Genomic DNA, 23,266 nt, shown 5'->3' on the forward strand with positions numbered 1-23,266 from the left:
ATGAGCCTGAAGCTGAAGGCCGCGTACTGGCTGCGATCGGCGCTGAACGTGGGCCAGCCGCGGCGTTGCCCCTGTTGCGGCGGCACGGACCTGCAGGTGGTGGACCACAAGTACATCGTCACCTGGTTGCTGGAATGCCGGCAGTGTCACCTGCGACACCGCCATCCCAAGGATGACCCGGCCTGGTTGGAGCGCTTCTACCAGAAGGAGTACACGGTGGACACCCACATGATCACCAAGCTGCCCGATGCGGCGGCCATGGAGAAGCTCAAGACCGAGGGCTTCCCCGACCTGCGCGACATCTCCCCCTACATCAAGGCACTTCGTCCGGCCGGTGGGCGCGTGCTGGACTATGGCTGCAGCTGGGGCTACCACGTGTTCAAGATGCGCCGTGCCGGGCTCGATGCCGAGGGCTTCGAACTGAGCAGGCCACGCGCCGCCTTCGGCCAGCGCACCCTCGGCGTCACCATCCACAGCGACCCTGCCGCCGTGAACGGCCGCTACGACGTCATCAGCAGTTCGCACGTCATCGAGCACCTGGCCTCCATCCCCGATCTGGTCGCGTTCAGCAGGGACCACCTGGTGCCCGGGGGGCTGTTCATGGCGTTCTGCCCCAACGGAAGCGACGCCTACCGGCGCCGGGAACCGGGCCTCTTCCACGTGAACTGGGGTCCCTGCACCCCAACTACCTGGACATCCCGTTCGCGCGCCACCTCTTGCGCGACGTGCCCCATCTGATCCTCACCGGCGACTGGACCTACAGCACTGAAGAGCTCGCCGCCTGGGACCAGCGCTCACAGCGGGTGGGCGCACGGGAGGACGGCAAGGAACTGCTGTTGATCGCGGTGCTGTAGCGCGCACTCGCTCACCGCACCTCCGCCCCCGCCCCCATCCCCTCCTTCGGCTGCACGAACACCAGCTTGCCGGCGGCATCCTCGGCCATCAGCACCATGCCCTGGCTTTCCACGCCGCGCATCTTCCGCGGCTCCAGGTTGGCCACCAGCACCACCTGCTGACCGGGCAGCTGCTCCGGTGCGTAGTGCATGGCGATGCCGCTGACCACGGTGCGCGGTTGTGGCTCACCGATGTCGATGCTCAGCTTCAGCAGCTTGTCGGCCTTGGGCACGCGCTCGGCCGTCAGGATGGTGCCCACGCGCAGGTCGAGCTTGGCGAAGTCGTCGAACGCGATGTGGGGCTTTGAACGTGCAACAGGCGTCCCGCCTGTTGACGGTGTTGGCCCAACAGGCGGGACGCCTGTTGCACCCTCGGTCGCATGCAGCCGCTCGACCTCCGGCTGGATCTCCGCATCGGTGATGGGCTTGAAGAGGTGCTCAGGCTTGCCCAGCTCCTGTCCTTCGCCGATCAGGTCACTGCGGAAGGCCTCGCTCCACGGCAGCGCACCGATGCCCAGCATGCGGCGCAGCCTGGCGGTGGTGTGCGGCAGGAAAGGCTCCAGCACGATGCTGAGCACCGCTGCCACGTTGAGGCTGTTCGCCAGGATCGTGCGCGTGCGCTCCGGATCGGTCTTCTCCAGCTTCCAGGGCTCGCTGTCGCTGAGGTATTTGTTGCCGGCGCGGGCCACGTTCATGGCACTGCTCAGGGCATCGCGCAACCGGAAACCGTCGATGTGGCGGGCGACCTCTTCCACGCTGCCGTGCACCGCGCTCCACAAGGCCACATCCTGGTCGAGCTTCTCCCCCGCCGCGGGCGCCTTGCCTTCGTAGTACTTGTGGCAGAGCACGAACACACGCTGCACGAAGTTGCCGATGATGGCCACGAGCTCGTTGTTGTTCTTGTCCTGGAAGTCCTTCCAGGTGAACTCGCTGTCCTTCTGCTCGGGGATGATGGTGGCCAGGCAGTAGCGCAGCTCGTCCTGACGGCCCGGCCAGCGCTCCAGGTACTCGTGCAGCCACACGGCCCAGTTGCGGCTGGTGCTGATCTTCCTTCCCTCCAGGTTGAGGAACTCGTTGGCCGGCACGTTCTGCGGCAGCACGTAGCCGCCGTGCAGCTTCAGCAGGATCGGGAAGATGATGGCGTGGAAGACGATGTTGTCCTTGCCGATGAAGTGGATCAAGCGCGTGTCATCCGCCTTCCACCATTTCTCCCAGTCCTGGCCGTGCTCCAAGGCCCAGCGCTTGGTGGCGCTGATGTAGCCGATGGGCGCATCGAGCCACACGTAGAGCACCTTGCCCTCGGCGCCGGGCAGCGGCACGGGCACGCCCCAGTCCAGGTCGCGCGTCATGGCGCGGGGACGCAGGCCGTCCTTCAGCCAGCTGTTGCACTGGCCCAGCACGCTCGCCTTCCACTCCCTGGGGTCGTGGTGTTGCGCGCCATCGAGCATGCCCGTGTTGATCCAGGTGTCCACCCAGTGCTGGGCCTCGTCCATCTTCAGGTACCAGTGCTGCGTGGGCTTCAGCACGGGCTTGGCGCCGCTGAGGGTGCTGCGCGGATCGATCAGGTCCTTGGGGCTGAGGGCGCTGCCGCACTTCTCGCACTGGTCGCCGTAGGCATCGGGGTTGCCGCAGGTGGGGCAGGTGCCCATGATGTAGCGGTCGGCCAGGAACTGTCTCGCCTCGGCGTCGTAGTACTGCTGCTCCTCCTGCACGCTGAAGGCACCGTTCCCCAGCAGTTTCAGGAAGAAGCCCTGCGAGGTCTCGCGGTGCAGGTCGCTGCTGGTGCGGTCGTAGATGTCGAAGTGGATGCCGAAGTCCTGGAAGGCCTGGCCCATCAGCGCGTGGTAGGTGTCCACGATGGCGCGGGGCGTGGTGCCCTCCTTCATGGCGCGGATGGTGATGGCCGCACCGTGCTCGTCGCTGCCGCAGATGAAGAGCACCTCCTTGCCGCGCTGCCGCAGGTTGCGCACGTGGATATCGGCGGGCAGGTAGGCCCCGGCGATGTGGCCGATGTGCAGCGGCCCGTTGGCGTAGGGCAAGGCGGCGGTGATGGTGTGGCGGGCGGGGGTCTTCACGGGGTCTTGCGCTTCGGACCGCGAAAGTACCGTGGGGCGGAGGATGGGGAAGAACCGAAGTCGGTACCCCACGGCCTGCTGCCAATGGGCTCTACCTTTCCGCTCCAGTCATGCCCACAAGAACAGTACACACCGATACCCTCGCCTACCACGCCGCACAGACCGACACCGACCGCGCGATCTGCGAAACCCTGGCGAAAGAGATCAGTAAGCACCTGCCCGATGCCGAGAACAAGGTGTGGCACCGCCACCCCGTTTGGTTCCTTGACGGCAACCCGGTGGTGGGCTACAGCAAGCTAAAAGACTGCGTGCGGCTGTTGTTCTGGAGCGGCCAGTCTTTCGAGGAGACCGGACTGAAGCCGGAAGGCTCGTTCAAGGCCGCGGAGAAACGCTACACCACTGCCGAGGAGGTCGACGTAAAAGAACTGGCTCGCTGGCTGAGGCAGGCCCACGAGATCCAGTGGGACTACAAGAACATCGTGAAGCGAAGGGGCGTGTTGGAGCGACTGAAGTGAGCACCGGAGACTGTTCAGTAAAGTGTGTCAGGCCGGATTGCGAACTTCAACACCTGACCCATGGAGGACAAGACGGACAAGTTCGATTACGAAGCCTTCGAGAAGGAGGCCATGAAGCAATTGCTACTGGGCAAGCCCTTGAGCGGCAGCGATGGGGTGCTGACCCCGCTGGTGAAGCGACTGATGGAGGCCTCGCTACGGGGCGAGCTGAGCGCTCACCTGGCCGAGGAGCCGCCTGGAGGTAACCGGCGCAACGGACATGGGCGCAAGCGGGTGAAGACCGCCCACGGAGAGGTGGAGATCGCCACGCCGCGCGACCGTGAGGGAACCTTCGACCCGGTGCTGCTGCCCAAGCGCGAGCGCGTGCTGAACGCCGAGCTGGACATGAAGATCATCAAGCTCTACGGGCTTGGGATGAGCCAGCGCGACATAAGCGACCATGTGCGGGACCTGTACGGCATCGAGGTGAGCGAGGCCACGATCAGCGCGGTGACCGACCAGGTGATCGCCGATGTACAGACCTGGCGGCAGCGGCCCTTGGAGGCGCGCTACGCGATCGTGTGGCTCGATGCCATCCACTTCAAGGTGAAGCAGGAAGGGCGCGTGGTGAACAAGGCCGTATACACCGCCTTGGGCGTTGGCCCCGATGGCCACAAGGACCTGCTGGGCCTGTACGTGGGGCAGAGCGAAGGGGCCAAGTTCTGGCTGGGCGTGCTGGGCGACCTGCGCCAACGCGGCGTGGAGGACATGCTGATCGCATGCATCGACAACCTGAGCGGCTTCTCCGACGCGATCTCCTTGGTGTACCCACAGAGCGATATCCAGCTCTGCATCGTGCACCAGGTGCGCAATACCCTGAAGTACATCAGCTACAAGCACTACAAGGAGGTGGTCAAGGACATGCGGGCCATCTACCGGGCCCCTGGTGAGCAGCAAGCGCTGCATGCCCTGGAGGTCTTCAGCGACAAATGGGGGGAACGCTACCCGCAGGCGGTGAGCTCCTGGCACACCAACTGGCCGCTGCTGGCCAGCCAGTACCGCTACAGCGAGCGCATCCGGCGGCTCATCTACACCACCAATCCCATCGAGGGCTTCCACGCTCAGCTGCGCAAGTACACCAAGACCAAGCGCGTCTTCGACAACGACATGGCCCTGCTCAAGCTGCTCTATCTGGCCCAGCAGCGCATCGTGGAGAAAATGGCCGCCAAGCCCATCTTCGCTTGGAGGGAGATAGCCGCCGAGCTACGCCTGCTCTTCGGCCCACGCTTCGATCCACAGGCGATCAACACCGATCAACAGGTTCTGAGTCTCCCCCGGACCCCCTCGTTCAAAACCCAACAACATCAACATCATCAGCAATAACGATGATGACACACTTTATCTAACAGACCCGAGCACCGCGGTTCACCGCATCGTGCTGACCTTCGCCCCATGCCCATCCTCGTTCCCGCACCGCTGAAGCCCGGCGACACCATCGCCATCCTGCGGGTGGTCGCTTGCGCCGATCGACCGCGCACCATCGTAGCTTTGAGGTCGACCACGGACCGATGGGACCGAACGAATTGAGGAGCGACCTGCTGGACCGCATCCGGCAGCTGACCGACCCGGCCATCCTGCACCAGGTGAAAGCCCTGCTCGACCTGCATGCCGGCGGCCGCTGGGAAGGGCTGCCCGCATCGGTGCGCGCGGCCATCCTGGAGGGGTATGGCCAGAGTGAGCGCGGCGAAGGCACAACGCACTCCGAGGTGATGGAGAAGGCGCGGGCATGGCGCGGGAAGTGATCTGGACACCGCGGGCGCAAGCGGACCTGATGGCCATTTGCGGATACCTTGACCGGGAGTGGGGCCAGCGGGTGAAAGAGGCGTTCCTGGCGGACGTGGATGAGGTGATCGCCTGCATCCAACTGTTCCCGAACATCTTTCGCGCTTCCGGTCACCTGGATATCCGTGAAGCGCTGGTGACCAAACACAACCTGCTGTTCTACCGGGTCACCGAAGAACGCATTTACTTGCTATCCCTTTGGGACACGCGCCAAGACCCAGGCGGCAGACCCTACCCGAACGCGTAAGCTGACGGTTCTCGATGCCCCCCATGTCCATCCTCGTTCCCGCACCGCTGAAGCCCGGCGACACCATCGCCATCGTCCCCACGGCCCGCGCCATCACCGTGGAGGAGCTGCGGTCCGCTGTCCGGGGCTGGATCACCAGCGTGGGCCAGGGGTTATCTTTGTGGGGATGCCGGTCATCTCCATGTTCTATGGCCTCATCGTGGCCATGTATTACCTGGATACGAAGCAGCACCACTTCCCACACATCCATGTGAAGTATGGGGAAGCTGAGGCCGTTTTCAGTCTGCCGGACGGGCTGTTGATCGGCGGAGAGCTGCCGAAAGGCAAGATCAAGCTCGTCGAGGCCTGGGTCGAACTGCATCAGGACGAGTTGATGGCCAACTGGCAGCTTGCCGTGACCGGCCAGCGCGTCTTCCCGATCGAACCCTTGAAGTGAACTCCATGAACCCGCGTGTGGACAAGGTGAAACCCCTCGCCAAGCATCGGCTGGAACTGCATTTCACCGACGGGCAGGTGCGGTTGTTCGATATGACGCCCTACCTCGGCACCGGTATCTTCGCTGAGCTGCAGGATCCCGCCATTTTCAACACGGCCGTCGCTTCCTTGGGCACCGTCACCTGGGCCAACGGCGCAGACCTGTGCCCCGATACGCTCTATCTGGGGTCGATCGAGCAGCAGCTCAAGGCTGGATGATCGTACCGCCCGCCCTCCGCCCCGGCGACACCATCGCCATCATTCCCACCGCACGCGCCATCACCGTGGAGGAGCTGCGCGAGGGCATCGCGCTGGCCGAGAGTTGGGGCCTGAGGGTGAAGCTGGGCGTGGGCATCGGCCGCAAGCACTTCCAGCAGGCCGGCACCGCCGAGGAGCGCGCCGCCGACCTCCAGGCCGCGCTCGATGACCCCGCCGTCCGCGCCATCTGGTGCGCCCGCGGCGGCTACGGCACCGTGCACCTGCTCGATCACCTCGACCTGAGCGCCCTGCGCCGCGACCCGAAATGGATCGTGGGCTTCAGCGACATCACGGTGCTGCACAACGCGCTGCACAACATCGGCGTCGCCAGCCTGCACGCGCAGATGCCGTTCAACATCGGGGGGAAGACGGAGGAATGCAGAGAGAGCTTGCGGGCCGCGCTGTTCGGGGAGGAGTGGCGAGTAGTGAGTCACGAGTGTCGAGTAGCGAGTGATCAGCGACTTTCACTCGCTACTCGCCACTCGCCACTCGCCACTCCGCACGTTGGCCAGTGCGAAGGCGTGTTGGTGGGAGGAAATCTGTCGTTGCTCTACGCCCTGCGCGGCACCCCCTACGACATCGACCCGCGCGGAAAGATCCTGTTCATCGAGGACCTCGACGAGCTGCTGTACCACGTGGACCGCATGGTGCAGAACCTGCGGCTGGCGGGCTGGTTCAAAGACCTCGCAGGCATGATCGTGGGGGGCCTGAGCGACATGCGCGACAAGAACCCGGAAGACCCCTTCGGCAAGGCCGCGGAACGGATCATCGTCGATGCAATGGGCGACACCCCCTACCCCGTGTGCTTCGGCTTCCCGGCCGGCCACATCGACGACAACCGGGCGCTGGTGTTCGGCCAGAACGCGAAGCTCAGCGTCACCGCGAACGGTACCACGCTGAGCTTCGAAAGTGGGTCCTCGGTCTAACGCAGGGTTCTCTGCGCCTCCGCGCGCTTCGCCTTCGCGAAGCCTTCGGGCGCCTGCGCCAAAGCGCTTCGGCGACGGCGCGCGAAGCGAGGTCTGCGGCTCTTAGTTCCGCTCGAACTTGTTGAACCCGGGCGGGATCTCGAACAGGCCGGGTTTCTGCACGCCCTTGGTCACCTTGGTCACCTCCAGGCGGCTCACCTCGGCGCCATCCATCTTGTTCTCCACGGCCAGCATGGGGAAAAGCCCTTTGTTGCCCGGAACGTCCAGGAAGAAGAGGGCGGATTCCTCCTTGCGGTTGAGGGTCTCCAGCATCGGCACGAAGAAGTTGAACTCATCGGCGGCCACCCAGTAGGTGATGACGCGGTCCTCCTTGGGGCCCTTCACCACCCACTTCTCACACTTGTAGCCGGCCAGGTCCTTCATCTCGCCGGACTTCTCCACGCTGGTCTCCACATCCTTGGGCAGCCGCATGTTGGGCACGTCCATGTACAGCTTGCGGTCCAGGCTGAGGGCCACCACGGTCTTGTCGCGGTTGTCCACCAGCATGATGCCCTGCACCTCGCCCCGGGCATTGATCTCCTCGATGCGGACATGATCGCCCTTGACGAAGTACTTGTAGGAGGTGACCACCGGTCCGGTGGTCTTGGTGAACTCCACCACCCCTTCAAAGGCTTGGGCCGCAGCGAAGAGCGGAGCAGCGGCCAGGGCCAGCAGGGCAAGGGGACGTACGCAGGTTTTCATGGGGATCGGTTGTCCAAGTGAGGCTCCGGGAGGAGCGAAGATCTCCGAATTTCAACCCCTTCAACGAGGGGGCCCGGGGTAGGTTACGCACAACGAACGGTTACTGATGGCGACACACCTGCGCACGGGGGCCGAGGGCGAGCAAGCCGCGTGCCAGTGGCTGCTGGAGCGCGGCTACCGCATCGAGGCCCGCAACTGGCGGCATGGCCGGCTGGAGGTCGATATCGTGGCCCGCACCGGTGCCACGCTGGTGATCGTGGAGGTGAAGACCCGCCGCAGCGACCGGTACGACGGACCGGCGGATGCGGTGGGTCCGGCGAAGCAGCACAAGCTGTACCGCGCGGCGGAAGCCTATCTTGACGCCCTCGGCGAGGACATCGCGGTGCGCTTCGACATCATCACGGTGTGGATGGACGGCGCCGCCCCCCGCATCGAACACCTGGAGGACGCCTTCTACCCCACCCCCGATGAAGAGACCGACGAAGGGCCCGCGCCGTGGCCGGCCCGATGATGCGCGCCCCGGGCGCCGCGACGACCGCAGCGATAAGGGTCCGGGACCACGCCGGAGCACGCGTTCCGACGACCGCCCCCCGCGCGGCACTGGACGTGACAGCTCTTCGGAGCGCCGCGGCGGTGGCGACCGACCCCGGGGTGACCGGGAGGACCGGGACCAGCGTCCGTGGCGTGGGGACGAACGCTCGGCCGGCCCCCGCCGGGGCCCAGCATCCGACCGGGGGGGCCGGGACCAGCGGAGCGATGGCCCCGCACGGGGTGCCTCACGACCCCGGTCCGCAGGCGGGCGACCGGCCTGGCGGGAGGACGAGCGTGGACCGCGGCGCGGCGGCGGCGAACGCCCGCCCAACGACCGGCCCGATCGCCGTTCCACGCGGTCCGGCGGGCCACGGTCGGAACGCCCCACGGGCGAAGGCCGCAGCGAGCGCTCATCCCGCTTCGACCGGGAGGATCGCCCATCCCGTCCCTCGCGCGGTGCAGCGCCGCGCCCGGAGCGCGATCGCGACGACCGCCGGTCAGCCCCGCGCGGAGGAAGGCCGTCCAGGGACGGCGGCCGCGGCAGGGGGTGGAACGAGCGCCCCGGAGACGACCGCCGCCCACCCGTGAGCCGCGTGTCCGCCCACGATCCGGAGGCCCGCAAGCCGTTCCGCAAGGGCGAGCGCAGCAACCGCTTCGCCCTGCCCAACCCGGCCAATGAGGGCCTGGTGCGGTTGAACCGCTATCTGGCCCAGGCCGGGGTGGGCAGCCGCCGGGAGGCCGATGCGCTCATCACCTCCGGCGCCGTGACGGTGAACGGAAAGGTGGTGACCGAACTGGGCACCAAGGTGAGGCCGGAGGACAAGGTGCACTTCGGTGGGCAGCGGCTCAGCATGGAGCAGAAGCGCTATGTGCTGCTGAACAAGCCGAAGGACTTCATCACCACCACGGACGACCCACAGGAGCGGCGCACCGTGATGAACCTGGTGGCGGCGGCATGTCCCGAGCGCCTGTACCCCGTGGGGCGGCTGGACCGCAACACCACCGGGGTGCTGCTGCTCACCAACGACGGCGACCTGGCCAAGCGGCTGACGCATCCGAGCCACGGCGCGGAGAAGATCTACCATGCCACGTTGGACAAGGCGATGACCAAGGCCCATCTGGAACAGCTGGTGTCCGGGGTGCACCTGGACGATGGTCCGGCCCATGCCGTGGAGGCCAGCTTCGTGGAGGACAGCGGCAAACGGGAGGTGGGCCTCAAGCTGCACATGGGCCGCAACCGTGTGGTCCGCCGCATGTTCGAGGCGCTCGGCTATGAGGTGGTGAAGCTGGACCGCGTGATGTTCGCCGGCCTCACCAAGAAGGAACTGCCCCGTGGGCACTGGCGCCACCTCTCCGAGAAGGAGGTCACGCTCCTGGCCCGGCAGCATGCCACCGCGAAGCCGCGACCCGGCGGACCGTCACCGCGCAAGGCTCGGCCATCCGACGCGCCGCGCCCTCGTCGTCCCCGGAAGGCCTGATCGCGGCCTAGGGCATCAGGCGCCGCACCTGTCGGCCACGCGGCGAACGCACCTCGAGGATCAGCGGACCGGCCGGCGGCACCGCCAGGTCCAGTTCGGTGGTGGACCACGACCGTTCGACCAGGGTGCGACCCGCCGGATCCAGCAGCCGGACCTGCCAGACCTCCATGGACCTTCGCTTCAACTGAAGCCACACGATCGACTGGACCACAGAGAGATCCAGCTCAGGGTCGGATGCCGTGACCGAGGCCACGGGCCCCCAGAGGCTCGAGACCCAGACCGGGTTGTCGATGAAGGGGTTGCGGTTCCCCTGCAGGGCGTAGATCGCGTTGTTCCGGTCCACCTCCTTCGTGCTCACCGGGTCGGCGGCGTGCCAGGCCAGCAGGAGGCTCTCGGCCCAGGGGCTGAGGTCGCCGCCCTGGAGCATGGGGGAGCTCCATCCGCCCACCTGGGACGCATACCGGGTCATCATGTAGAAGTACATGCGGGCCACATCCCCCTTGTAGGCGTCGATGGGTTCGCAGACCGTTCCGGTGTAGCCCGGCCAGCTGCTTTCCCCGACCCGGGTACCGTTCTGGCCGGTCCAGTCGGTGGCGCCCACCTCCCCGTACGGCAGGTTGCCGCGCTGCTGGTTCACCCAGCCGTCCGTGGGCATGATGTGGTGCAGATCGGTGTCCATGGGCGCTCCGCTCCCGAACCAGCTCTGCGGCATGGTGTGCTCCCGGTTGTAGCAATCGCCCTCGCTGTTGTAGGTGCCGCACTGGTCGCTGCCGAAGGTGTAGAGGTACGGTGGTGTGCCGCCCGGCACGTCGCTGTAGATGTCCCACACGAACCCGTCAGGCCGGTCGTCGGTCGTCTCAAAGGCGTTCCACAGGTCGGCGTTGGAGAGCACCGTATGACCGTCGATGATGCCGGCCAGGGCCGTGCGGAGCGCGGGCCCCGAAAGGCCCTGGGCCGGGTCGTAATAGCCCGGAGGCGGTTGGGCGATGGCGACGGCCCACGGGCCGATGAGGGCGAGAAGGACGGCGGCACGACGCATGGCGCAAAGGTACCGGTGCGGGGAACGAAAGATCTGCGAAATTCGCGGCCCCCGGGGCTGTAGCTCAGCTGGCCAGAGCGCGTCGTTCGCAATGACGAGGTCGAGGGTTCGACTCCCTTCAGCTCCACCGGTGAACAGGTCCGCCTCCGAGCGGGCCTGTTCCATTTGCGCTCACAGCGCCAGCAGGAAGGCCATGGTGTCCACGCCATCGGCGTAGTCGGCCGGGCCGGGCCGTTGGGCGTGACCGAAGGGCACCGCGCCATGGCCCACGACGCACTGCACTTGGTCCGCCAGGTCGCGCAGCCGTCCGTCCAGCGCGCTGCGGTCCACATACCGCTCCAGGTGCAGCACCGCCACCGGGCTGGCCAGCGCAGCGGTCTCGCGCAGCAACAGGAATCCGTTCTCCAGGAAGGGCTCGCGGTCCAGCAACCACAGGGCCCGGTGGTAGTCCAGGTTGTTGGCGTACTTGGCGTGGTGGGCGATGTCGCGCCAGCGGTAAAAGGCCTTGAACAGGCGGTCCGTGTCAAAGTCCGAAGGCACGAAGACCTTGCTGACGTTGCGGCAGCCCAGGCCGAAGTAGCGGAAGACATCCTCGCCCAGCGCGTCGAGCTCCGCCTCGGTTTCGCTGCCGTCGAGCACCGCGACGCTTACGCGGCCCTTGCGCACGATGCGCGGCAGATGGCCGAAGTAGTGATCGAAGTAGCGGGCCGTATTGGTGCTTCCCGTGGCGATCACCGCATCCACGGGTCCCAGGCGTTCCTCGGAGAAGGCCACGGCCGTGGCGAGCTCGGGGCACAGGGTGATCAGCGCGTTGCTGGTGGCCCGCGTGAGGCCCGCGTCCTGGCCGCTCACCTTCACCCGGGCCCGGTGCCCGGCGAGCGTGACGCAGAGCAGGTCGTGCAGGCCGACGAAGGGCACGTTGCCGGCCATGATCAGCCCCACGGTGCGTGGGGAGCGAGCCCGGAGCAGCGCCGGGTAGCCGGCCAGCCAGCGGTCCAGCGCGGTCCGTTCGAGCAGATGGGCGATGCCGCCGGCCGCCTGACGCACTTCCTCCGGGGTGAACCAGCCGTTCTGCTGATGGGCCCGTGCGAACGCGGAGCGCAGCGCATCGAACTCGGTGGTGTTGAGTCCGCACGCGTGGCCGGGCCAGGGCGCATCCTCCGCCAGAAGGGCGAACACCCGGCCCAACTGGGCCCACGCGGCCACCACCCGGTCCAGGGCCTCCCCGCCGCCCCGCTGTTCATCCCCTGCTGCCTTGTGCACCGGCTATATTTGCGCGCTCAAAAGTAGCCCACCGCCATGGCCATCATGATCACCGACGAATGCATCAACTGCGGTGCATGCGAACCGGAGTGCCCCAACAACGCCATCTACGAAGGCGGGGCCGAGTGGCGGCTCAGCGACGGCACCAGCCTGCATGGTGCACAGACCACCCCCATGGGCAACAGCTACGACGCGGATTCGGCCAACACGCCCAAGGCGATGGACGTGTACTACATCGTGACGGACAAGTGCACGGAGTGCCAGGGCTTCCACGACGAGCCGCAATGCGCCGCCGTGTGCCCGGTGGACTGCTGCGTGGACGACCCCGACCACCGGGAGAGCACCGAGCAGCTGCTGGCCAAGAAGGCCTTCCTGCACCTGTGACCCGCGTACTTTGCTGCGCATGACGGCCGTTCTGCGCACGATGTCCCGTTCCCTCCGCGCCCTGCTGCCCGTGACCCTGGGCCTGTGGCCCCTTGTCGGACAGGGGCAGGACGGCCTGGGTCATGACGGCTGGCCCGGGGCGCTCACCGCCGAGCTCAAGGCGCTGGCCGATGCCCGCACGGAGGCCGCACAGGACAGCATCAGCGCGCGGGTGAAGGCGGTGTTGCGACCGGTGCTTGAGGCCCCGGACGCCTTCGACCGCACCTTCGCCGGCATCCCCATCACCGCGGTGGACGCGCCCGATGGGCGGTTCAGGCTCTTCACCTGGAACCTGGCCCGTCCGGACGGCACCCATCGGTACGAGGGGCTCCTGCTGGTGAACGACGGCCGTCGCCGGGCCGTGTACGAACTGCGCGACATGACCGAGCGGATCACCGCCCCGGAGTCCACCGAGCTGGGGCCGGAGAACTGGTACGGGGCGCTGTACTACGAGGTGGTGCCGGTGAAGCAGGGCGGCCGCACCTGGTACACCCTGTTGGGATGGAAAGGCCACAGCCGGGTGGAGACGCGCAAGGTGATCGACGTGCTCACCTTCCGCGGAGGCAAGCCGCGCTTCGGAGCCCCGCTGTTCGCCGGCGAGGAACCTGCGACGGGCGGTGGTCGGCGGATCAAGCCGCAGCGGCGCGTGTTCGCCTATGCGGCCCAGGCCACCATGAGCCTGAAGCGGGATCCACGCGCCGAGCGCATCGTGTTCGACCACCTGAGCCCCACGCGGCCCGACCTGGGGAATGACGCCGCCTTCCGCGGCCCCGACCTGAGCTACGACGCCTACCTGTGGGAGAAGGGGCTCTGGCGGTTCCAGCGCGACGTGGACGCCCGCGACCTGGACATGGCGCGGCCCTGGAACGCGCCGCCGAAGGAAGGGCGCTCGAAGTTCTGACGTGCGCCGTTACCTTCGGCTGCATGCAGTGGCGCCTTGGAGCCCTCCCCCCCCTGCTCTTCACCGGCGCGATCGGCACTGCGCAGGACCCGGTGTGGAGCCCGGATGTCGCGAACATCATCTACACCCACTGCACCTCCTGCCATCACGATGGCGGGATCGGGCCGTTCCCGCTCATGAGCTACAGCGATGTGGTCGACAACGGGAACGTGGTGGCCCAGGCGGTCACCTCGCGGCACATGCCGCCCTGGCCGGCCGATCCGGAGTATCGGCACTTCGCCGGCGAGAACGTGCTGACGCAGGCGGAGATCGATGCCGTCGTGGACTGGGTCGCGTTCGGGGCCCCCTTCGGTGACCCCCTGCTCGAACCCGCCCCTCCGGTCTTCGCCCCCGGTGGTTCCCTCCTCGACACCATCCACCACGTGGTCGCGATCGAGCCCTATACGCTCCAGTTCAGCAACGACGAATACCGCTGGTTCACCATACCGACCAGCTTTCCCGACACGGTGTACGTGAACGGGATCGAAGTGATGCCCGGGCTCGATGCCATCGTCCATCATGCGGACATCTCCTACGACGCGACCGGTGCCAGTGCGGCCCTCGACGCCCAGGATCCGTTGCCGGGGTTCAACTCCAGCACCGGATCGCCCACCTACAGCTACTACATGAACGCCTGGCAACCGGGCGGGAATCCCTTGCGGTATCCGCCGGATTGGGGCATCCCGATCCCGCCCGGCGCGGACCTGGTGATCGAGATCCACTACGGACCCGGCGGCGCCGGGCTCACCGACAGCACCGTGATGAACCTGCGCTTCGCGACAGGTTCCGGACCGGTGCGGCCTGTGCACGTGGGCTGGACCCTCAACGATTCCCCACCGGTGCTGATCGATGGGCCGCTCGTGATCCCGGCGAACACCGTCCGCACCTTTCACCAGGTCAGGACCCTCCCGAACGACCGGTCGTACCTGTCGATCTGCCCCCACATGCACCGCTTGGGGAAGTCCTACAAGGTGTGGGCGGTGATCCCTGGTGGCGATACGATCCCCCTGGTCGACATCCCCCAATGGAACTTCCACTGGCAGATGTACTACACCTTCCAGCACGTGCAGGTGCTGCCGGCAGGCACCGTGCTGATGAGCGAGGGGGTGTACGACAACACGATCTTCAATCCGGAGAACCCGAACAACCCGCCGCAGGATGTGTATCGGGGGCCCACCACGGAGGATGAGATGTTCCTCTGCTACTTCATCTGGGCGGACCATCGGCCCGGGGATGAGCATATCCTGATGGACAGCACGCTGCTGGTAGGCACCGGGGATCGGATGGCCGCAGCATCGGGTCCGATCGTCTTCCCCAACCCCACCTCGGGGATGGTGCACATCACCTTCCCGACGGGAGGCCCCGCCCCGACCGGGCTGCGGGTGATGGACGCGTGCGGACGCCTTGTGCGCTCGACCACGCTGCGGACGGGCCCTGGCGAGCTGGTGCTGCGCGAGGACCTGGGCGATCTGCCTCCGGGGCTCTACATGCTGGAGCTGAGCAGGGATCGGCAGCGCTGGCTGGAGCGCGTGGTCCGGTGGTGAGGATCGTGCGCGACCGTCGCGTTTCCTCCGCGCGGCCCTAGCTTCGCAGCGCCGATCCCGAACCGCATGAAGACCACTGTGACACCCAAGGTCCACAACTACAGCGCAGGCCCCTGCATTCTGCCGCAGGAGGTCTTCGAACAGGCCGCCCAGGCCGTGCTCGACTTCGAGGGCAGCGGGCTCAGCATCCTGGAGATCAGCCACCGCAGCAAGCCCTTCGAGGCCGTGATGGCCAAGGCGCAGGCCCTGGTGAAGGAACTGCTCGGCGCGCCCGACCACTATCAGGTGGTGTTCCTGGGCGGGGGGGCCAGCCTCGGCTTCCACATGGTGCCGCTCAACTACATGAAGGCGGGCGGCAAGGCGGCCTACGTCAACACCGGCGAGTGGGCCACCCGCGCCATCAAGGAGAGCAGGCTGGTGGGCGACACGGTGGTGGTGGCCAGCAGCGAGGACAGGAACTTCAGCTACATCCCCAAGGGCTTCGAGGTTCCTGCTGACGCGGACTACCTCCACTTCACGAGCAACAACACCATCTTCGGCACGCAGTTCAAGCAGTTCCCGAAGAGCCCCGTGCCGCTGGTCTGCGACATGAGCAGCGACATCTTCAGCCGGCCGGTGAACGTGGCCGACTTCGCCCTCATCTATGGCGGTGCGCAGAAGAACATGGGCCCGGCGGGTACCACGGTGTACCTCTTCGACCCCGGACAGCTGGGCCACACGAGCCGCAAGCTGAGCCCCATGCTCGACCTGAAGAACCACGGGGCCAAGGAGAGCATGTACAACACCCCGCCGGTGTACGCCGTGTACGTGAGCATGCTCACCCTCGAGTGGATGAAGAAGGTGGGCGGTGTGGCCGCGATCGAGCGCCGCAACGCCGCCAAAGCCGGCCAGCTGTACGGCGCCATCGACCGTCTGGCCCCGGTGTTCAAGGGCACCACGGCCGTGGAGGACCGCAGCGTGATGAACGCCACCTTCGTGCTGGGCGACCCGGCGCAGGAGCCTGCGTTCGACGCGCTGTGGAAAGAGGCCGGCATCAGCGGTCTGCGGGGCCACCGCAGCGTGGGCGGCTACCGCGCCAGCATGTACAACGCGCTCCCCATCGAGAGCGTGCAGGTGCTGGTGGACGTGATGGACCATTTCGCGAAGAAGAACGGATAACGAACATGCGCATCCACGCCAACGACGGCATCGACACCGCCGCCAAGAGCCGCCTTCAGGAGGAAGGCTTCACCGTCACCACCGACCACGTTCCCCAGGACCGGCTGCAGACCTTCCTCAACGAGGAGAAGGTGGACATCCTGCTTGTCCGCAGCGCCACCAAGGTGCGGCAGGACCTCATCGACGCCTGTCCGGGGCTGAAGCTCATCGGACGCGGCGGGGTGGGACTGGACAACATCGACGTGGCGCACGCGAAGGCCAAGGGCATCCCGGTGATCAACACGCCGGCGTCCTCGTCCATCTCCGTGGCCGAGCTGGTGATGGCGCACCTCTTCGGACTGATGCGCAACCTGCACGAGGGCAACAGGCGCATGCCGACCGAGGGCCGCACGCGGTTCAAGGAGCTGAAGAAGGCCTGCGAGAAGGGCAGCGAGGTGCGCGGCCGTACGCTGGGCATCGTCGGGTTCGGCCGCATCGGGCAGTGGACGGCCCGCTATGCCCTGGGATGCGGCATGCGGGTGATCTACGTGGACAATCGGTCCACCGTGGAGGCCATCGAGATGGAGATCGGTGGGCAGACCCTGCGGGTGCCGGTGAAGATGGTGACGATGGACGAGCTGCTGGTCCAATCCGATGCGATCAGCCTCCATGTGCCGGCCCAGAAGGACGGACAGCCCGTGCTGGGCGCCGCGGAGCTGGCGCGCGTGAAGCCCGGCGTGGTGATCGTGAACACCGCCCGCGGCGGAAGCGTGGACGAGGATGCCCTGCTGGCGGCAGTGAGGGAGGGCCGTGTGAAGGGCGCCGCCCTGGACGTGTTCACCAACGAGCCCGAGCCGCGGGAGGACCTGCTGCACGAGCCCCGGTTCAGCTTGAGCCCGCACATCGGCGCCGCCACCGCCGAGGCCCAGGGCCGCGTGGGTGCCGAGCTGGCCGAGCTGATCCTGCACTGGCGGGACAGTGTGCAGGTCGCCTGAGGCCATGCTGCATCTGCGTCCGTTCCGGGCCTGGCGGCCCATTCCCGAGAAGGCGCACCGCGTGGGAAGCCGCAGCTATGTGGCCTACTCGCCGGACCAGCTGGCGGCCAAGCTGGACGGGAACCCCTACACCTTCCTGCACGTCATCCACCCCGACCAGGGCCGCGATGCGCACCTGCCCCGGGCCGAGCGCCACCGCCGGGTGCAGCTCAAGTTCAAGGCCTTCTGCGACCTGGGCTACCTGCGCCGCGACGCGGAGCCCTGCCTCTACGTGTACGAGCAGACCAACCGGGGCGTGGCCTCCCTTGGCCTCATCGCCGGGGTGAGCGTGGCCGACTACCGGCAGGGCCTCATCAAGGTGCACGAGCAGACCCTCACCGCCCGCGAGGCCTTGTTCACCGACTACCTGGACGCCACCGGCATCAATGCCGAACCCGTGCTGTTGGCCGCTCCCGACGATGGCGGGCTGGAGTACCTGCTGTCGCCCATCACGCGCACCACGGCGGACAGCGACTTCGTGACGGGCGACGGCGTGCGTCACCGCATGTGGGCCGTGGCCGACCCCACCTGGCGCCACGCCGTGCAGGAGCTCTTCGCCACGCTGCCGGCCCTGTACATCGCCGACGGCCACCATCGCCTGGCCAGCAGCGCGCGGCTGGCCGAGCAGAGCGGCGCCACCGACGTGGACCCCAAGGCCTGGTGCCTGGCCTACGTGCTGCCGCACACGCACCTGCACCTCTTCAACTTCGACCGGGCGGTGACCACCTTAAACGGCCTGAGCCCCGAAGCCTTCCTGCAGGCCCTGAAGCGGGTGGGGCGGGTGGAACGCGTGGACGCCCCCGGCACCGTGCACGGGGTGGTCTGCGTGCGGACCAAGCTCGGCTGGCACGCGCTGCACCTGCCGCCCGCGCCCACCGGGGCCGCACCGGCCGACCACCTGGACCCCGCCCGGCTGAGCGAGCTGGTCCTCGGCCCCATCCTGGGCATCCACGACCTGCGCACCGACCCGCACATCCACTTCGTGCCCGGCACGCACGGCACCGCCGAACTGGAACAGCTGGTGGACAGCGGTACCATGGAGGCCGCGTTCCATCTGCAGCCGGTGAGCTTCGAGGAGCTGAAGGCCGTGGCCGACAGCGGCGGCACCATGCCGCCCAAGAGCACCTACATCGAGCCGAAGCTCCGCAGCGGCCTCACCGTGTACTCCCTGGAGGACGTCTGACCCCCATGGCCCCCACCCTCGCCGAACGCTACCACGCTGTGAAGGCCGGTCTGCGGCCCGGAGTGACGCTGGTGGCCGTGAGCAAGACGCGCACGGTGGACGAGATCCGGGCCCTCTACGAGCTGGGGCAGCGCGACTTCGGCGAGAACTATCCGCAGGAGCTGCGCGAGAAGACCCCGCAGCTGCCGGGCGACATCCGATGGCACTTCATCGGCCACCTGCAGCGCAGCAACGTGAAGCATGTGGTGCCATTGGTGCACCTGATCCACGGGGTGGACAGTGCGCGGTTGGCGGAGGAGATCGACAAGCGCGCGGCCGCCGTGGGCCGCACCATCGACATCCTGCTGCAGGTGCACATCGCGCAGGAAGAGACCAAGCACGGGCTGTCACCGGACGAACTGCACGAAGCGGTGCGGAGCTGGCCGTGGTCCACGTGGCCGCACCTGCGGGTCCGCGGGCTGATGGGCATGGCCAGCAACACGGACGATCGCGACCAGGTGCGCGGTGAGTTCGAGGGCCTCAAGCGGCTGTTCGACGCGGTGGCCGGTGCCGACGCCCGGTCGCCAGGCGTTTTCGACACGTTGAGCATGGGCATGAGCGGCGATGCCGGGCTGGCCCAGGCCGCGGGCAGCACCCTGGTGCGCATCGGCACGGCCCTCTTCGGTCCGCGGTAGGATCTCCACAGGCAGGCAACCCCGGCCGGGGATCACGTCTTTCCCTCGTAACTTGGTGCACCCTATCCGTCCGGCATGACACGGAACCCTACCCTGCTCGGTCTTCTCCTTGCCGTGTCCGTCCCCATCAGCGCGCAGCGCAACGTGGAGGTGGGCGTGTCCCAAGGCATCACCAACTACTACGGCGACCTGGGCAACGAGGAGGGCGCGGTGCAATGGGGCAGCACCCGTCCGGGCATGGCCATCACCGTGCGCGATTTCCTCAACAACAAGAAGCGGTACGTCACCCGGGCCATCACCACGGAAGCGCGGTTCAGCTGGAACCGCGTGGGCTACAACGAGGCCGATCCGGTGGGCGGCATGAGCGGGATCGACCTGCGGAACTACCGCCGCGGGCTCAACTTCCGCACGGACCTGTACGGACTGAGCACCCACCTGGTGCTGAACGCCTACCGCGAGCCGTACAAGCCCCTCTTCAAGCAGCGCTTCTTCGCCTTCTTCTACATCGGGGTGGGTGTGTACTACGGCCGTCCGAAGGCCGACCTGTTCAACGGGGCGCAGGACATCGCCAACCGCTACCACTTCTGGGAGGACGGCACCATCCGCAACGCGCCGCGCGACACCCCGGAGGACCAGGCGCAGATCATCCAGCAGGACGGCACCTACGAGACCGACCTGTACAGCTGGGTGACCGAGGGCAACAGCGCGGCCGGAGAAGGCACCACCTTGGAGCGCACGAGCCCCTGGCACATCGGCGTGCCCATGGGCATGGGCATGCGCTACATGATCACCCGCAAGATCTCCCTGGGCCTGGAGTTCTCCTACATCAGCTTCTTCACCGACAAGCTGGACGACGTGAGCGACCGCTACGCCACGTGGAACGAGATCGACCAGACCTACCCCGGCGACCCGTCCAGGCAGGAGCTGGCGCGCTACATCAGCGACCCCACGGGCTGGGGCACCATCGGCACCATCGACCCGAAGACCAGTCCGCGCGGCAATCCGCAGCTGCCCGACGGCATCAGCTACTTCAGCCTGGAAGTAAGCTACAAATTCAAGCGCAAGCCGGGCCGCCGCAGCTTCGTGAGCCTGTGACCGCGGCCGTTACCGTGTGAAGAGAGGCCCCCGACGACGGGGGCTTTTCCATTCCAAGGCCTGCCTGCGCGTTGTCATTTGGGCGCACGCCCTTCGATGCCGACCTTCGCGACGCTCCGGCGCACCGCACCAGCGGCCTGCCGGGTCCGATGGTCAAGCTTGGACCGATCACCGACCCCACGTACACCGCACCAGTGTCCTGGAACGCCCTGGACCGCTTCTTTCTGCGCTACATCCGCGATGAGCGGGACCTCCCCTTCATCCACCTCTCGCTGAAGATCACCTTCTCGCTGATCCCCCTGGGCGTGCTGCTGTACCTGCCCTTCGTCAAGGGCTGGTGGTGGGTGCTGGTGGCGGTGGCCTACCAATACGTCAACAACGTCACGTTCAAAGGCCCCTTCGGCCTGATGCTGCATTGCACCAGCCACCGGCCGCTCTTCAAGAAGGAGTACGAGTTCCTCAACCACTACATCCCCTGGGTGCTGGCGCCCTTCTTCGGCCACTCGCCGGAGACCTACTTCGCGCACCACGTGGGCATGCACCATGCGGAGAACAACCTGGAGGACGACGACAGCACCACCATGCCGTACCGCCGCGACTCGGTCAGGGGCTTCGCGCACTACTTCGGCCGCTTCCTCTTCGCGGGCATCTACCACCTGGCGGCCTACTTCTTCATGAAGAAGCGCAAGCGCCTGCTGTACCGGGCGGTGCGGGGCGAGCTGCTCTTCATCGCCTTCTGCACGGCGCTCTGTTTCGTGAACTGGCCCGCCACGGTGGTGGTCTTCATCATCCCCTTCGTGCTGTTCCGCATGGTGGCCATGATGGGCAACTGGGCGCAGCACGCCTTCCTGCGCGCGGAGGACCCCGCCAACAGCTACTGGAACAGCATCACCTGCATCAACACGAAGTACAACCACAAGTGCTGGAACGACGGCTACCACATCAGCCACCACATCAAGCCCAGCATGCACTGGACGGAGCATCCCACGTACTTCCAGAAGACGCTGGCGCAGTATGCGGAGCGGGATGCGATCGTGTTCGACGGCATCCACTTCCTGCACGTCTTCTTCTGGCTGATGGCCAAGCGCTACGACCTGCTGGCGAAGCACTACGTGGACCTGCACGGGCGCTACCGCACGGATGCGGAGGTGGCCGAAATGCTGCGGGGCCGCACACGCCCCATCCCCTTCGCGAGCCAGCTGGTGGCCGCCTAGCGCCATGTCGAAGCCTGCGATGGAACCGGTGTTCGCCGCGCTGCTGAGCGCCGACGATGCGAAGGTGCTCGGGGCCCTCGCGGCCGTGGAGGCCCGTGGCGATGTGCGCGCCATCCGTCCCCTGCTGCATGCCCTCGCCGGCGCGCGGGACCAGGGCGTGCGCCAGCGCATCACCAGCCTGTTGAACCAGGTGAAGGTGCCCGGTGCGGCCGCGGAGCTCATCGCGGCGCTGGACGAGCCCACGCTGGCGGGCGTGCGCCCGGCGGTGCTGTCGGCCCTGTGGAACGCCGGCCTCGACGTGCGCGACCACCTGGAGGTGCTGGTGGGCGTGGCCATCAGCGGCACATCGGAAGAGTGCTTCGAGTGCCTGACCGTGGTGGAGAACCAGGAGCTGTGGCCCGAGCGGGCGGCCCGCACCTCGGTGACGCGCCTGCGCAAAGCCGCCGCTGCCGAGGCCGACCCGTACAAGGCCACCCTGCTGAACGACCTGCGCGCCGTGCTGGACGACCATCTCGGCCGCACCGCCGAGGACTGAGCAGGACCTTTCCACACAGGCCTCCAGCCGCCAGCCACAGGCCTCCAGCCTCCGGCCGCATCGTCCCTACCCCTACCCCTGCGCCTGCGCCTGCTCCTGCACCCGCCCCTGCCGCGCACCCGCTTGCACGTCTCCCCTCCGCTGCCCACCTTTCGGGACCACAACCCACGCCCATGCGCACCCTCACCCTCGTTCTTCCCCTGCTGGCGGCCACTGTGGCTCAGGGCCAGCGCTACATCGCCCAGGTGAAACCCACCGGTCAGGAGCTTTGGGGCTACCTGAGCAGCACGGGTGAGATGGTGGTGCCGCCCACCTACAAGAGCTGCTTCCGCTTCAACGAGAGCGGGTACGCGGCGGTGAACGACCCGGCCACCAAGAACGGAGGCTTCATCAACACCAAGGGTGAACGGATGGCCACCGAGGTGCCGGCCTTCCAGCTCATCAGCAGCTTCGGCGGTGGCGATGTGCAGGGCTTCAGCTGCGGGCTGGCGCCGGTGAAAGTGGGCGAGCTGTGGGGCTTCATGAACACCCAGGGCAAGCTGGCCATCCAGCCCGTGTACGACAAGGTGGACGCCTTCGAGAGCTGCCTCAGCACGGTGATGAAGGGCAAGAAGCTCTTCATCCTCACGGCCGAGGGCAAGGAAACGCCCGTGGCCGATGCCGGCATCCTGGACGTGAAGAGCTTCACGGATGGGCTGGCGCCCTTCAAGACCAAGGACAAGCTGCACGGCTTCATGAACGGCGAGCAGCAGGTGGTGATCCCGGCCGCGTACATGTCGGTGGGTTATTTCAGCGGCGGGCTGGCCTGGGCGAAGGACAAGAGCGAGAAGGTGGGCTTCATCGACAAGCAGGGCAAGTGGGTGATCGAGCCCAAGTTCGACGCGGCCAAGGAGATGGACCCCACCAGCGGCCTGGCGCGGGTGAAGAGCGGCGAGGTGTGGTACTATGTGGACCGCACGGGCAGGGAGGTGCGCCCCAGCGGCGCCACGGGCCTGGGCGACTTCAGTGAGGGGCTGGCCGAGGCCAAGCAGGGCGAGCTCACCGGCTTCCTGGGCCCCGATGGCTCTTGGGCCATCCCGCCGAAGTTCCAAGGTGCCCGCGCCTTCAAGAACGGCTTCGCCGCCGCCAAGCAAGGCGAGCTCTGGGGATACATCAACACCAAGGGCGACTGGGTGATCGAACCCAAGTTCGACACCGTGAAGGACATGGAGAAGGTGCCGTGATCC

General features: G+C 66.9%; 24 protein-coding genes, 1 tRNA gene and 1 pseudogene. 22 read left to right on the plus strand and 4 right to left on the minus strand.

Annotation, left to right across the window (positions count from 1 at the left end; genetic code table 11):
• Positions 1 to 738 carry a class I SAM-dependent methyltransferase gene (locus tag IPM49_03055; protein MBK9273504.1) on the plus strand — a complete coding sequence of 246 codons (738 nt, stop codon included), beginning with the start codon at positions 1 to 3 and terminating at the stop codon, positions 736 to 738.
• A 127-nt stretch (positions 739 to 865) separates the two neighbouring features.
• Here the strand turns inward: IPM49_03055 and metG are convergent, their stop codons facing one another.
• Positions 866 to 2,968, minus strand: coding sequence for a methionine--tRNA ligase (gene metG / locus IPM49_03060; GenBank protein MBK9273505.1), 2,103 nt, complete (start codon positions 2,966 to 2,968; stop codon positions 866 to 868).
• A gap of 110 nt (positions 2,969 to 3,078) precedes the next feature.
• On the opposite strand from metG, the gene IPM49_03065 reads away from it, so the two are divergent.
• The 7 genes and pseudogenes from IPM49_03065 (at position 3,079) to IPM49_03095 (ending at position 7,209) form a co-directional block, all read left to right on the plus strand.
• Positions 3,079 to 3,483 carry a DUF1801 domain-containing protein gene (locus IPM49_03065; GenBank protein ID MBK9273506.1) on the plus strand — a complete coding sequence of 135 codons (405 nt, stop codon included), beginning with the start codon at positions 3,079 to 3,081 and terminating at the stop codon, positions 3,481 to 3,483.
• Between the two features lie 60 nt (positions 3,484 to 3,543).
• A pseudogene (locus IPM49_03070) lies at positions 3,544 to 4,767 on the plus strand (IS256 family transposase).
• Between the two features lie 263 nt (positions 4,768 to 5,030).
• Positions 5,031 to 5,264, plus strand: a complete 234-nt coding sequence (locus tag IPM49_03075) for a hypothetical protein (GenBank protein ID MBK9273507.1) — start codon at positions 5,031 to 5,033, stop codon at positions 5,262 to 5,264.
• On the plus strand, positions 5,249 to 5,551 hold the full coding sequence (locus IPM49_03080) for a type II toxin-antitoxin system RelE/ParE family toxin (GenBank protein ID MBK9273508.1): 303 nt from the start codon (positions 5,249 to 5,251) through the stop codon (positions 5,549 to 5,551). The genes IPM49_03075 and IPM49_03080 overlap by 16 nt, the downstream gene beginning before the upstream one ends.
• Before the next feature lie 166 nt (positions 5,552 to 5,717).
• A complete protein-coding gene (locus IPM49_03085; protein MBK9273509.1) occupies positions 5,718 to 5,987 on the plus strand; it encodes a DUF4160 domain-containing protein in 270 nt (89 codons plus the stop codon).
• Positions 5,988 to 5,992: 5 nt separating this feature from the next.
• Positions 5,993 to 6,244, plus strand: a complete 252-nt coding sequence (locus tag IPM49_03090) for a DUF2442 domain-containing protein (protein ID MBK9273510.1) — start codon at positions 5,993 to 5,995, stop codon at positions 6,242 to 6,244.
• Positions 6,241 to 7,209, plus strand: coding sequence for an LD-carboxypeptidase (locus IPM49_03095; protein ID MBK9273511.1), 969 nt, complete (start codon positions 6,241 to 6,243; stop codon positions 7,207 to 7,209). Before IPM49_03090 ends, IPM49_03095 begins: the two co-directional genes overlap by 4 nt.
• 102 nt (positions 7,210 to 7,311) lie before the next feature.
• Here the strand turns inward: IPM49_03095 and IPM49_03100 are convergent, their stop codons facing one another.
• Complete coding sequence (locus IPM49_03100; GenBank protein MBK9273512.1) at positions 7,312 to 7,950, minus strand: DUF4412 domain-containing protein; 639 nt, start codon at positions 7,948 to 7,950, stop codon at positions 7,312 to 7,314.
• Between the two features lie 106 nt (positions 7,951 to 8,056).
• On the opposite strand from IPM49_03100, the gene IPM49_03105 reads away from it, so the two are divergent.
• Together IPM49_03105 and IPM49_03110 are read left to right on the plus strand one after the other, a co-directional pair.
• Positions 8,057 to 8,461 carry a YraN family protein gene (locus IPM49_03105; protein MBK9273513.1) on the plus strand — a complete coding sequence of 135 codons (405 nt, stop codon included), beginning with the start codon at positions 8,057 to 8,059 and terminating at the stop codon, positions 8,459 to 8,461.
• Entirely contained in the window at positions 8,418 to 9,959 is a 1,542-nt protein-coding gene (locus tag IPM49_03110) for an RNA-binding S4 domain-containing protein (GenBank protein ID MBK9273514.1), read from the plus strand. Before IPM49_03105 ends, IPM49_03110 begins: the two co-directional genes overlap by 44 nt.
• 7 nt (positions 9,960 to 9,966) lie before the next feature.
• On the opposite strand, the gene IPM49_03115 is transcribed toward IPM49_03110, so the two are convergent.
• On the minus strand, positions 9,967 to 10,998 hold the full coding sequence (locus IPM49_03115; GenBank protein MBK9273515.1) for an endonuclease: 1,032 nt from the start codon (positions 10,996 to 10,998) through the stop codon (positions 9,967 to 9,969).
• Between the two features lie 53 nt (positions 10,999 to 11,051).
• Here IPM49_03115 and IPM49_03120 point away from each other — a divergent pair.
• Positions 11,052 to 11,125, plus strand: a tRNA-Ala gene (locus IPM49_03120).
• Between the two features lie 44 nt (positions 11,126 to 11,169).
• Here the strand turns inward: IPM49_03120 and IPM49_03125 are convergent.
• A complete protein-coding gene (locus IPM49_03125) occupies positions 11,170 to 12,261 on the minus strand; it encodes an acyl-CoA reductase (protein ID MBK9273516.1) in 1,092 nt (363 codons plus the stop codon).
• A 36-nt stretch (positions 12,262 to 12,297) separates the two neighbouring features.
• Between IPM49_03125 and IPM49_03130 the strand changes: the two genes are divergently transcribed.
• The 11 genes from IPM49_03130 (at position 12,298) to IPM49_03180 (ending at position 23,263) form a co-directional block, all read left to right on the plus strand.
• Positions 12,298 to 12,645 carry a 4Fe-4S dicluster domain-containing protein gene (locus IPM49_03130; GenBank protein MBK9273517.1) on the plus strand — a complete coding sequence of 116 codons (348 nt, stop codon included), beginning with the start codon at positions 12,298 to 12,300 and terminating at the stop codon, positions 12,643 to 12,645.
• A 40-nt stretch (positions 12,646 to 12,685) separates the two neighbouring features.
• Entirely contained in the window at positions 12,686 to 13,585 is a 900-nt protein-coding gene (locus IPM49_03135; protein ID MBK9273518.1) for a hypothetical protein, read from the plus strand.
• Positions 13,586 to 13,608: 23 nt separating this feature from the next.
• Positions 13,609 to 15,168, plus strand: a complete 1,560-nt coding sequence (locus IPM49_03140) for a hypothetical protein (protein ID MBK9273519.1) — start codon at positions 13,609 to 13,611, stop codon at positions 15,166 to 15,168.
• 66 nt (positions 15,169 to 15,234) lie between these two features.
• Complete coding sequence (serC, locus tag IPM49_03145; protein ID MBK9273520.1) at positions 15,235 to 16,326, plus strand: 3-phosphoserine/phosphohydroxythreonine transaminase; 1,092 nt, start codon at positions 15,235 to 15,237, stop codon at positions 16,324 to 16,326.
• A 5-nt stretch (positions 16,327 to 16,331) separates the two neighbouring features.
• On the plus strand, positions 16,332 to 17,300 hold the full coding sequence (locus IPM49_03150) for a D-2-hydroxyacid dehydrogenase (protein ID MBK9273521.1): 969 nt from the start codon (positions 16,332 to 16,334) through the stop codon (positions 17,298 to 17,300).
• Positions 17,301 to 17,304: 4 nt separating this feature from the next.
• Entirely contained in the window at positions 17,305 to 18,522 is a 1,218-nt protein-coding gene (locus IPM49_03155; GenBank protein MBK9273522.1) for a DUF1015 domain-containing protein, read from the plus strand.
• 5 nt (positions 18,523 to 18,527) lie between these two features.
• On the plus strand, positions 18,528 to 19,196 hold the full coding sequence (locus tag IPM49_03160) for a YggS family pyridoxal phosphate-dependent enzyme (protein MBK9273523.1): 669 nt from the start codon (positions 18,528 to 18,530) through the stop codon (positions 19,194 to 19,196).
• Positions 19,197 to 19,271: 75 nt separating this feature from the next.
• On the plus strand, positions 19,272 to 20,291 hold the full coding sequence (locus tag IPM49_03165) for a hypothetical protein (GenBank protein MBK9273524.1): 1,020 nt from the start codon (positions 19,272 to 19,274) through the stop codon (positions 20,289 to 20,291).
• Between the two features lie 149 nt (positions 20,292 to 20,440).
• A complete protein-coding gene (locus tag IPM49_03170) occupies positions 20,441 to 21,505 on the plus strand; it encodes a fatty acid desaturase (GenBank protein MBK9273525.1) in 1,065 nt (354 codons plus the stop codon).
• A gap of 4 nt (positions 21,506 to 21,509) precedes the next feature.
• The gene (locus IPM49_03175) at positions 21,510 to 22,040 is read left to right on the plus strand and encodes a hypothetical protein (protein ID MBK9273526.1); all 531 of its coding nucleotides are present in this window, start codon (positions 21,510 to 21,512) and stop codon (positions 22,038 to 22,040) included.
• 173 nt (positions 22,041 to 22,213) lie between these two features.
• The gene (locus tag IPM49_03180) at positions 22,214 to 23,263 is read left to right on the plus strand and encodes a WG repeat-containing protein (GenBank protein ID MBK9273527.1); all 1,050 of its coding nucleotides are present in this window, start codon (positions 22,214 to 22,216) and stop codon (positions 23,261 to 23,263) included.
• Positions 23,264 to 23,266: the final 3 nt, after the last annotated feature.

This window comes from Flavobacteriales bacterium (assembly GCA_016715895.1).
Classification (GTDB): Bacteria; Bacteroidota; Bacteroidia; order Flavobacteriales_F; family PHOS-HE28; genus PHOS-HE28.